Annotated in this window: 14 protein-coding genes; 2 read left to right on the forward strand and 12 right to left on the reverse strand. The window is 49.0% G+C overall.

Features of this window, described 5'->3' with window-relative positions; genetic code table 11:
• On the forward strand, nucleotides 1-436 hold a 436-nt coding region (locus HMPREF1028_RS12610; RefSeq protein ID WP_009313158.1), incomplete at its 5' end, for an IS3 family transposase.
• 99 nt (nucleotides 437-535) lie between these two features.
• Here the strand turns inward: HMPREF1028_RS12610 and tatC are convergent.
• The 12 genes from tatC to HMPREF1028_RS12670 all read right to left on the reverse strand — a co-directional run bounded on the left by tatC (nucleotide 536) and on the right by HMPREF1028_RS12670 (nucleotide 8,289).
• Nucleotides 536-1,312, reverse strand: a complete 777-nt coding sequence (tatC, locus tag HMPREF1028_RS12615; protein ID WP_009313159.1) for a twin-arginine translocase subunit TatC — start codon at nucleotides 1,310-1,312, stop codon at nucleotides 536-538.
• A gap of 8 nt (nucleotides 1,313-1,320) precedes the next feature.
• On the reverse strand, nucleotides 1,321-1,995 hold the full coding sequence (gene tatB, locus HMPREF1028_RS12620) for a Sec-independent protein translocase protein TatB (RefSeq protein ID WP_009313160.1): 675 nt from the start codon (nucleotides 1,993-1,995) through the stop codon (nucleotides 1,321-1,323).
• 3 nt (nucleotides 1,996-1,998) lie between these two features.
• A complete protein-coding gene (gene tatA, locus HMPREF1028_RS12625; protein ID WP_009313161.1) occupies nucleotides 1,999-2,193 on the reverse strand; it encodes a Sec-independent protein translocase subunit TatA in 195 nt (64 codons plus the stop codon).
• Between the two features lie 45 nt (nucleotides 2,194-2,238).
• On the reverse strand, nucleotides 2,239-2,562 hold the full coding sequence (locus HMPREF1028_RS12630; RefSeq protein ID WP_003740880.1) for a histidine triad nucleotide-binding protein: 324 nt from the start codon (nucleotides 2,560-2,562) through the stop codon (nucleotides 2,239-2,241).
• Nucleotides 2,563-2,675: 113 nt separating this feature from the next.
• Nucleotides 2,676-2,999, reverse strand: coding sequence for a phosphoribosyl-ATP diphosphatase (locus HMPREF1028_RS12635; RefSeq protein ID WP_009313162.1), 324 nt, complete (start codon nucleotides 2,997-2,999; stop codon nucleotides 2,676-2,678).
• A 163-nt stretch (nucleotides 3,000-3,162) separates the two neighbouring features.
• Nucleotides 3,163-3,561: a phosphoribosyl-AMP cyclohydrolase gene (gene hisI / locus HMPREF1028_RS12640; RefSeq protein ID WP_009313163.1), complete on the reverse strand. Its 399-nt coding sequence runs from the start codon at nucleotides 3,559-3,561 to the stop codon at nucleotides 3,163-3,165.
• A 124-nt stretch (nucleotides 3,562-3,685) separates the two neighbouring features.
• Nucleotides 3,686-4,453, reverse strand: coding sequence for an imidazole glycerol phosphate synthase subunit HisF (hisF, locus tag HMPREF1028_RS12645; protein WP_003776869.1), 768 nt, complete (start codon nucleotides 4,451-4,453; stop codon nucleotides 3,686-3,688).
• Between the two features lie 144 nt (nucleotides 4,454-4,597).
• Nucleotides 4,598-4,915, reverse strand: a complete 318-nt coding sequence (locus tag HMPREF1028_RS12650) for a hypothetical protein (RefSeq protein ID WP_003756197.1) — start codon at nucleotides 4,913-4,915, stop codon at nucleotides 4,598-4,600.
• Nucleotides 4,916-5,297: 382 nt separating this feature from the next.
• Nucleotides 5,298-6,035, reverse strand: a complete 738-nt coding sequence (gene hisA, locus HMPREF1028_RS12655) for a 1-(5-phosphoribosyl)-5-[(5-phosphoribosylamino)methylideneamino]imidazole-4-carboxamide isomerase (protein ID WP_009313164.1) — start codon at nucleotides 6,033-6,035, stop codon at nucleotides 5,298-5,300.
• A 199-nt stretch (nucleotides 6,036-6,234) separates the two neighbouring features.
• Complete coding sequence (locus HMPREF1028_RS12660; RefSeq protein ID WP_003756202.1) at nucleotides 6,235-6,594, reverse strand: STAS/SEC14 domain-containing protein; 360 nt, start codon at nucleotides 6,592-6,594, stop codon at nucleotides 6,235-6,237.
• A gap of 42 nt (nucleotides 6,595-6,636) precedes the next feature.
• Complete coding sequence (locus HMPREF1028_RS12665; protein ID WP_009313165.1) at nucleotides 6,637-7,527, reverse strand: DMT family transporter; 891 nt, start codon at nucleotides 7,525-7,527, stop codon at nucleotides 6,637-6,639.
• Between the two features lie 228 nt (nucleotides 7,528-7,755).
• The gene (locus HMPREF1028_RS12670) at nucleotides 7,756-8,289 is read right to left on the reverse strand and encodes an SMI1/KNR4 family protein (RefSeq protein ID WP_009313166.1); all 534 of its coding nucleotides are present in this window, start codon (nucleotides 8,287-8,289) and stop codon (nucleotides 7,756-7,758) included.
• A gap of 586 nt (nucleotides 8,290-8,875) precedes the next feature.
• On the opposite strand from HMPREF1028_RS12670, the gene rho reads away from it, so the two are divergent.
• Nucleotides 8,876-10,135, forward strand: coding sequence for a transcription termination factor Rho (rho, locus tag HMPREF1028_RS12675; protein ID WP_003756207.1), 1,260 nt, complete (start codon nucleotides 8,876-8,878; stop codon nucleotides 10,133-10,135).
• Nucleotides 10,136-10,572: the final 437 nt, after the last annotated feature.

The following is a 10,572-nucleotide window of genomic DNA, read 5'->3' on the forward strand; positions in this document are numbered from 1 at the left end:
CAAACTGTACCTCTCGCCAATCTTGGACTTGTTCAACCGCGAGATCGTCGCCTACGCCATGAGCCGCAGAGCCGACAGCGAAATGGTAAAGGAAATGCTCGAAAAAGCCGCACCCCGGCTGACTGGCGAAGGAACGATGCTTCATTCGGACCAAGGTGTGCTGTACCGTACGGCGGGATATAGGGAATTGCTTGCGGAGCATTCCATGGTTCAAAGCATGTCGCGAAAGGCGAACTGTTGGGACAATGCGCCGATGGAAAGCTTCTTTGCGGTGTTGAAGACGGAGTGTTTCTATAACGCAGGTGAATTGACGGTAGATGAATTGATGAAGCAGATAGATGACTATATGGATTACTACAACCGGGAGCGTTGCAGTTTGAAATTGAAAAAGCTGAGTCCTGTCGCATACAGAACCCAGCTTGCACAGAGCGCCTGAATAGGCTTTTATGAGTGTCCAAGATTTGGGGGCCAGTTCAACGGGATGTTCCGTTTCAGACGACCTTTTTTCCTTTGCAAGCTATATCCGCAGGCAGATTTAAGTTTCTGCGGGCGGAAGGGGCGGGTGTTCGTCGGTTTCGTCCGATTTGGGTTTGATAAAGCGGCTGCACCAAATACCTGCTTCGTAAAGCAAGATAAGCGGGACGGCAAGCAGGGTTTGGGAAATCACGTCCGGCGGGGTAATGATGGCGGCAACGACGAATGCGCCGACAATGACGTAGGGTCGTGCGTTTTTGAGTTGTTCGGTGGTTACGACGCCGATTTTGGCGAGCAGGACGACGACGACGGGGACTTCGAAAGTCGTGCCGAATGCGACGAACATGCCCAAAATAAAGGACAGGTATTTGTCGATGTCGGTCGCCATGTTGACGCCGACGGGGGTGATGCCTGCGAGGAATTTAAAGATGACGGGGAAAACGAGGTAGTAGGCAAACGCCATGCCGACAAAAAATAGGCTGACGCTGGAGAGGACGAGCGGGGTAATCAGGCGTTTTTCGTTTTGGTAGAGGGCGGGCGCGACGAATGCCCAGATTTGGTAGAGCGTGTGCGGCAGGGAAACGAGGAATGCCGCCATCAGCGTCACTTTCACCGGCACGAAAAACGGTGCGATGACGTCGGTGGCAATCATGCTGGTGTCTTTGGGAAGATTCACCATCAATGGTTCGGCAACAAAGGTGTAAAGCTGCTGGGCAAACGGCATCATGCCGAGAAAGCAGACGACGATGCCGATGACGATCCACATCAGGCGGCGGCGCAGCTCGATAAGGTGTTCGATAAGAGGTTGGACGGGTTGTTCGTTTTGAGGTTCGGACACCGGTTTACTCACTTTTTACGGACGCGAAGTTTGGGTTTGGCATGAAATTTCGGGCGCAGGTCGCGCTTGCGGTTCATCGCTTGTTTTTTGAGGGAAGTGATATGCAGCACGGGCGCGTCTGCGGAAGTGTCGATATAGCTGACTTCTACGACATTGGACGCTGGGGCGGCGCTGCCGGTCAGGTATTCGCGCCATGCGCGGTCTTGCTCGGATTCTGCAGGCGTGTCGGTTTCGACAGCATCCGTCGTAGTGTCTGCTTGCAGCAGAGCGTTTTCAGACGACGTGGAAACAGCCGGGTCGTCTGAAACTTCCGTGCTTAACGAAGGAAGCGGGTTACCGTGTTCATCCAAACCGAAATCGGCAGGTGTGCGTTGCGCCGGCAGGCGTTCCCAAGGTTTGAGTCCGTCGGAAATGTCGTGCAGGTTGTCCTGCATATCCGTACCGGTTTCTTTGAGGCTGTCGCGCACTTGTGCGGCGGCGGCTTCAAATTCCTGTTTGGCTTTGCGCAGCTCTTCCAATTCGACTTGGGTGTTGAATTCCTGCTTGACGCTGCTGACGAGGCGTTGCAGCTTGCCGATAAGCCGTCCGGCGGCGCGGGCGGCTTCGGGCAGACGCTCGGGACCAAGTACAATCAGGGCGACAATGCCGACTAACAGCAGCTCGCCCAAACCGAAATCAAACATAAATTATGCTTTGTCTTCGTCTTTTTTGTGTTCGATGACTTCGTCTTTTTTACCGTCAGTACCTTCGTTCAGACCTTGTTTGAAGTCATGCACGGCACCGCCGAGGTCTTTGCCGACGTTGCGCAGTTTTTTGGTACCGAAAACCAAAACGACGATGATTAATACGATAATCCAGTGCCACAGAGAGAAGCTGCCCATAATAAATCCTTGATATAGTTGAAAATGGATGGTGGGAATGTTGGTTTATGCAGGCGTACCCATGATGTGGATATGCAGGTGGAACACTTCCTGTCCGCCGCCTTTGCCTGTATTGATCAGGGTTTTGAAGCCGTCGGTCAAACCTGCCGCTTCGGCGATTTGAGGAACTTTCAACATCATTTTGCCCAAAAGGGTTTGATGTTCGGGCGCGGCGTGTGCCAGCGAGTCGAAATGGACTTTCGGAATCAGCAGCAGATGAACCGGCGCGGCGGGACGGATGTCTTTGAAGCACAACATCTCGTCGTCTTCGTACACGGTTTGCGCCGGAATGTCTTTGGCGGCGATTTTACAGAAAATACAGTTGTCCATAATGGCTCCGAGGTCGTCTGAAAACGAGCGCAACGAGTTTCGCTAAAACGAGTGCAGCGAGTTTCGTCAAACAGACGGCAGAAAAACGAATAAGGTCGGATTGTAATATAAATTCAAGACTCTTTGCGAGAGGCTTTTTCCGCCAAGCCCGATAAACCTTGACGGCGCGCAAGCTCGTTGACGACATCTTCGGCGCGCAAACCGTGGTGCGTCAAGAGAACCATGGTGTGAAACCATAAGTCGGCCACTTCGTAAACAAGGTGTTCGCCACCGCCGTCTTTCGATGCCATCAGGACTTCGCCCGCTTCTTCGATGACTTTTTTGAGGATTTTGTCTTCGCCTTTGTGCAGAAGCTGTGCAACGTAGGAAGCTTCGGGATCACCGCCTTTGCGGGAGTCGACGGTGTTTTGGATTTGGGAGAGGATAGTGTCGGTCATGGGATTTTCGGCTTTGAAGGATAAGGACTATTCGGATAAGGCATAGGTTTGCTTGGCTTCGCGTAACGCTGTTTCTGACAACAGACAATCATCCGCCCGATTTTTAGTGAAACTCGATTCTCTCGTTTTGGCGAAACTCGTTGCACTCGTTTTCAGACGACCTCTAAGGATGCGTATGCCCATAAATGGCTTCTTCGTCTTTCAACACGGCATCAACCGTCTGCCATGCGCCGTCTTTCCAGACTTTGTAGAAACAGCTTTCGCGTCCCGTATGGCAGGCGATGCCGCCGTTTTGGTCTATCAGCATTACGATGGCGTCGCCGTCGCAGTCGAGGCGTAATTCGTACACCTTTTGCGTGTGCCCCGATTCTTCGCCTTTCATCCATTGTTTTTGGCGCGAACGGCTGTAATAGTGGGCGAAACCGGTTTCTACGGTTTTTTGCAGCGCCTCGGCGTTCATCCATGCGACCATCAATACGCGGCGGGTCTGCCTATCTTGGGCAATGGCGCAGACCAAGCCTTTCTCATCGAATTTGACGGCTTCAAGCAGGCTGTTATCCATATTCGGCATCCTTATTTATTTTGACGAAACTCGTTTCACTCAATTTTAGCGAAACTCGCTGCGCTCGTTTTGGTGAAACTCGCTGCGCTCGTTTTCAGACGACCTTGAGTCAATCAAGTTCAACTCACAGCCGCACTTCGATTCCGGCTTCACGCATGGCGAGCTTCGCATCGCGGATACTGACTTCGCCGAAGTGGAAAATACTGGCGGCAAGCACGGCATCGGCTTTGCCTTCTTTGATGCCGTCAATCAGATGCTGCACATTGCCGACGCCTCCTGAGGCGATGACGGGAATGTCGACTGCTTCGCTGACAGCGCGGGTCAGCGGCAGGTTGAAGCCTTGTTTCGTGCCGTCCCTGTCCATGCTGGTGAGCAGAATTTCGCCCGCGCCGCGCCGCTGCATTTCAACCGCCCATTCGACTGCGTCCAAGCCCGTCGGCGTGCGCCCGCCGTGGGTAAAAATTTCCCAGCGGGTGTTTTCGGGATTGACGGCTTTGGCATCGACGGCGACGACGATGGCTTGCGAACCGAAAAATCCGGCGGCTTCGTTGACTAAATCGGGATTGGTGACGGCGGCGGTGTTGATGCTGGCTTTGTCCGCACCGGCATTGAGCAGGCGGCGGATGTCGGCTACGGTGCGTACACCGCCGCCGACGGTCAGCGGAATGAAAACCTGTGAGGCAACGTCTTCGATGACGTGCAAAATGGTGTCGCGGTTGTCGGAGGAGGCAGTGATGTCGAGGAAGGTCAGCTCGTCCGCACCTTCGTCGTTGTAGCGTTTGGCGACATCGACGGGATTGCCAGCATCGCGCAAACCGAGAAAGTTTACGCCTTTGACGACGCGGCCGTCTTTGACGTCGAGACAGGGGATGATGCGTTTTGCCAGTGCCATTTTGAATGCCTTTCCAAAACTAGGAATGAGGTCGTCTGAAAGTGGGTGCAGCGGGTTTCGCTAAAACCCATACAACGGATTCCACCCAAACGGACAATCCGTTTCAGACGACCTTACAAATCATTGATACCGGCAAGGCAGGTGTTACGCCAGCCAGTTGTGCACCCATTTGGGCAGGTGTTGGAGCAGTTGGAAATAGCCGACGCCTGCAATGGCGGCGAATACGCAGGAAGTCATAAAGCTGCCGCTGAAGCGTCCGACGATATAAAACACTGTGCTGGCAAATGCCCATAACGCGCCGTTAAACACCATCCAATAGGTGTCGATCATCGGCATATCGAACGCGGAAAGCTGGCGGACGAGGATGGCGATAATGGTAAATCCCAAACCTTCGCTGACGGCGCGTACGTTGCGGCCGGACGACCAGATAATCCAAAAGCCCAAAATAAATGCTTCAAACATGAAATACCCCTTGAAAAGTAAATAAAACTAGTGAGTGTGGGATGGTAAGTCCCAAACAATATTCGGCGGTCAGCCGCCTTTTATTGTGAAGAAAAATGGACGAACCCGTCTTTTGTCCTGCCTGTGCAGACAGGACAACAATGAAAGCAAACAGGTTCAACCGAGTATTGTGTATCTTCGCCCCGCTATATTGTTTGAAAACGGCGGGACAAGTGAGTAAGAAAACGTTTGGTCATTTCAGAGGACCTGGATGGTTGTTTTTAAATAAGGTCGTCTGAAAACGAGCGCAGCGAGTTTCGCTAAAACGAACGCAGTGAGTTTCGCTAATAATGAGTGCAACGAATTTCGCCAAAACGAGTGCGGCGGGTTCCGCCAATACAAATTATGCCAGCGAATCCGCCAACTGCTGCGCTTGGGCAAAATCAATACTGCCCTCGTAAATCGCACGACCGGTAATCGCACCCGCCACGCCGTGTTTCTCAACGGCACACAAAGCACGGATGTCGTCCAAATTGGTCAAACCGCCCGATGCGATAACCGGAATGGCGACGGCTTGCGCCAATTTGACGGTCGCGTCGATGTTCACGCCGCTCATCATGCCGTCGCGGCCGATGTCGGTGTAAATAATGCTGTTGACGCCGTCATCTTCAAAACGTTTCGCCAAATCAATCACATGATGCTCGGTTACGGTCGCCCAGCCGTCTATCGCCACCATACCGTCTTTGGCATCCAACCCGACAATAATCTGCCCCGGAAACGTTTTGCACGCCTCGCGCACGAAGTCGGGATTTTTTACCGCCGCCGTACCGATAATGACGTCGTTCAATCCCAAATCCAAATATTTTTCAATGGTTTCCAGGTCGCGTATCCCGCCACCCAGCTGTACGGGAATGTCTTTGGCAACAGCAGCGAGGATGTCCTTGATGGCGGGGAAATTTTGCGGAACGCCGGCAAATGCGCCGTTCAAGTCCACCAAATGTAAACGGCGCGCGCCTTGTTTGAACCAATGCAGCGCAGTTTCGGCGGGCGAATCGGAAAACACCGTCGCCTGCTCCATCAAACCTTGTTTCAGGCGCACGCAGCGGCCTTCTTTTAAATCGATTGCGGGAATCAGCAGCATGGGAGTCCTATCCTTATGCGGAGTGTATTTTACACAAATTATCGAGTTTTAGCATATTTAAATGAAAAAAAACGTCATTGATAACACTAAAACGGGGCTATTTTGTGTGTATTTTGCATGTTTCAGACGACCCCTTCCGAGCGAAATTCAGAAGGTGAAAAGGGCGGGATGCTATTTCGTCTGTTTCAGTCCTTCATTTTTATTGCCTGAAATTGCTTGCTAACAGCCATTCTTGTGCCTTGGTGGCATCGTCAAAATATTTCGGATGTTGGTTGGTCAACAGGCTGGAGAGGCGGGCGCCGAGTTTGATCCAAATGTCGTCTGTAATGACGGCGACGCGGCCGAAGTCGTTTTCGTGCTGGTTGAGGAATTTGATTTGCTCCATCGCCATATCGATTGTGAAATCTTTCAGCATGGACAAATCCAAAAGGACGTCGGGTAAGTGGATTTTTTGTTTGCTTTCCAATAAGGCAGCTTCAAGCTGGCGGAAATCGTCGAGGGTAAATTCGTTGTACAGCGCCACATTCAAACCGTAAGACTGCTCGCGGATGGAAATCATCGTACTCTCCTTTTTATATGATGTTAATGATGAGGTTGATGGTCAGCTTGTTTTGGTAAGCCACTTTTTAATCGAAACTGGCCGGATGCTGCTTAATATGCCGCTTGTGACAATAATAATCATACCAAAGGTTTCCTGCCAAGTGACGGTATCGTCCAAAAATATCGTGCCTGATAGGGCGGAAAAGACGACGGTAAGATAAGAAAGGGAGGCGACGGTGAATTTGTTGCCGACTTTATAGGCGCGGGTCATGGAAAGTTGGGCAAGCATGGCGGCAAGCCCGATGCAGAAAAGATAGGGCAGGGCGGAGAGGGGAATGCTGTGCCAGCCGGTCAAAGTTGCCCAAACCGATGCCATAACGACGCCGGTTATCGAAAAATAAAACACTACCCGCCAACCCGGCTCGCCGAGCAATGACAGTTCGCGTACCTGCAAATACGCCCAACCTGACATGGCTCCGCCCGTCAAGCCTGCCAATGCGGCGATTTCCTGTCCGCCTTTGAACGAAGGGTTCAGCAGCAGGACGACACCGAAAAAGCCAAATAACAAAACTGCCTGCGTATAAAACGCGATCCGCTCTTTCAGGATAAAAAATGAAAATACCGCCAGAAAAATCGAGGAGGTGTAGCTTAAGGTTACCCCCGTTGCCAGCGGCAGGTGCATGACGGCATAAAACAGACAAAACATGGCGGCTGTACCGACAACGCTGCGGTTGAGATGGGTTTTCCAATGTGGTGTGGCAAAGGTGTCGCCGCGTGCTTTTGCCATTATGCCTAATACGACGGCAGCAAAACTCATGCGCCAAAATACCAGTTCGCCACTGTTGAAACCGAATTTTGCCGCCGCGGCTTTGATGCACACGTTCATGACGGTAAAACCGAGTGCGGCAACAATCATCCATGCAGAACCGAGAGGGTCTTTGGGTGTGGTCATTTATCTATTCTCTTAGGCTGGTTGCTGGATTTTTGAAGAAAAGTGGTTCGTTCCAGTTATTTTGCTGTTAAACATATTCGTATTGCCGCTTTTTACTTTTTTAATTGTCAGTGTTTCTTTGTATTTATACACTCACGAGGGGAAATCTTTTTACTCTTGGATATGTGTCCCTGACTTATATCTGTCATTATGCAGGTCGTTATTTGGTTTTTTTAGACTAAAAAAGCATTAGTCTTCAGAAGAAAGCATGCTCAAAAATTCTTTTAAATTATTTGAGATGAACTCAATATTTTCAAAATATTGGCTTCCGCTTTCCTCTGCCTCAAAATCATGAGACCAGTAAAAAATTTTAGACTGATATTCATCTTTTATGCCAATCAGAATCAAATCTCCACCTCCTGCAGATGCAATAGGTAACATTGATGATGGATATCTATCATCAAAAATATTTAAATGCCACTCAATAGATTCTTCTAATCTTGGATTATTAAACAATCCAAAAAAGAAATTTAAAACCCTATCATCCAGAAAACAACTATCATTTGGCATTCCTCCATTATTTTTCTTTAAAAATTCCTTATATTCATCTGGTAATGATACGTTGTAATGATTTTCAAATTTTAAAATATCATCAGATGAAGCAATTTTATGGGCATCTAAAAATAAATACCGTTTAATGGTTTTTTTGTTTAATTTACCTTCCCTATTTTCTAAATCTTTAATTTCTTCTTCTGACTTTCCAAGCTTTAAAAGCTTAACCATTGTATATACTCCATAATCCTAATAATTTTCTAGTTTCATAAATTTTTTATCGCTTATAGGCTTACTTGCATCAAGAAGATTATTTGGCATTTATTCTATGATGCTCTGGCTGACTGTTTTGATCATGGTAGAGAATGTCAGACCAGTTTCTACCATTAAAGCTAACTTGAATACTTGTTGTCATTGTATCCCTACATTACTGGTATATGGCTTAGTATCGTTATAGTATTTGTTTGTTCTGCCTTCACAGTTCTCTATTCTATGATGACAATCGGTCTATACGCCATATATCGCAGTATTTTTCCTAAGGGTTATCTGAATAAACAATAAATAGTTAGAGGGATTGCTATTTCTTTTCAAGGGGTCGTCTGAAACGTATTTTTCAGTCAACCTGTTTATTTAGTGTTACCAGTCATGCAACAAAACCTATACCATACAAACCTTGTCCCACCTAAATTTGACACCCGCCCTCCGACTGCCTACAATTCAGGTTTCTCAAAAATCACCGTACATTCCGTACACTATTCTTTTCAGACGACCTCTGTCTTCCGAATCCCATTCTTTTCCAATACAACTGTCAAAAATCATGCACGTTTCAGAACTACAAACCCTACACATTTCCAAACTCTTGGAAATGGCAGAAGAACACGGCATTGAAAACGCCAACCGTTTCCGCAAACAAGACCTCGTATTCGCCATTGTTCGTCAAATGATGAAGCAGGGCGAAAGCTTTACCTGCTCAGGTACGCTCGAAATCCTGCCCGACGGCTTCGGCTTTTTACGCAGCGCGGACACTTCCTACCTCGCGGGTCCTGACGACATCTACGTCTCGCCCACGCAAATCCGCCGCTTCAACCTGCATACGGGCGACACCATTGAAGGCAGCGTGCGCGTACCCAAAGACAACGAACGCTATTTCGCCCTCGTCCGCCTCGACAGCATCAACGGCGATCATCCCGAAGTCTGCAAACACAAAATCCTCTTCGAAAACCTCACCCCGCTTTTCCCCACCAAGCAGTTCAAACTTGAGCGCGACATTAAAGCCGAAGAAAACCTTACCGGCCGTGCTATTGATTTAGTGTCCCCTATCGGCCGCGGACAACGCGCCCTGTTGGTTGCACCGCCGAAAACCGGTAAGACCGTGATGTTGCAAAACATCGCCCACGCGATTACCGCCAACTATCCCGATGTCGAACTCATCGTTCTCTTAATTGACGAACGCCCTGAAGAAGTTACGGAAATGAGCCGTTCCGTGCGCGGCGAAGTCGTTTCCTCCACCTTCGACGAACCAGCGCAACGTCATGTCCAAGTGGCGGAAATGGTGATTGAAAAAGCCAAGCGCATGGTCGAACACAAAAAAGACGTGGTCATCCTGCTTGACTCGATTACCCGTCTTGCCCGCGCCTACAATACCGTTGTACCCACTTCCGGCAAAATCCTGACCGGCGGCGTAGATGCCAATGCCCTCCACCGCCCCAAACGCTTCTTCGGTGCAGCGCGCAATGTAGAAGAAGGCGGCTCGCTCACCATTATTGCGACCGCTTTGGTAGAAACCGGCAGCCGCATGGATGATGTGATTTATGAAGAATTTAAAGGCACAGGCAATATGGAGCTGCACCTCGACCGCCGCATGGCGGAAAAACGCCTGTTCCCCGCCATCAACATCAACAAATCCGGCACGCGTCGTGAAGAATTGCTGGTTCCGAACGACCAGTTGCAGCGCATGTGGCTCTTGCGCAAATTCCTGCATCCAATGGACGAAATTGAGGCGACCGAATTTTTGGTGGGCAAACTCAAAGATTCCAAAAACAATGATGAGTTTTTTGAATTGATGCGTGGTAAATAGTGAAAAAGGTCGTCTGAAAGGGATTTCAGACGACCTTTGCTGTTGATTGAGTTTGGTTTGAGAATATTTTGAAATAAAAGTCTTTGTATTTCAGGTTGTTGTTAGGTTTTGTGGAATTTTTTGCGGTTTTGGGGGTTGACGGTTTTTGAGGAGGGGGGTATAGTTCGGTTCTTCGCTGCTTTGGCGGTGATTGAACGAACAGGTAAGTATATCACAGTTGGTCTGATTTTTCGAGGTTTATAAGAAAAGTTTTGATTGACAATGAGATGAAATGCTTTATAATTCGTTTTCGCTCTTTAACAAAACAGATTACCGATAAGTGTGAGTGCGACAGCCTCACACTGTTTGAAAGACAGACAAGATGATGTTTTAGACATTGTCCTGTTGGTTTCTTTGAAGCAGACCAGAAGTTAAAAAGTTAGAGATTGAACATAAGA

The organism is Neisseria sp. GT4A_CT1, from assembly GCF_000227275.1.
GTDB lineage: Bacteria > Pseudomonadota > Gammaproteobacteria > Burkholderiales > Neisseriaceae > Neisseria.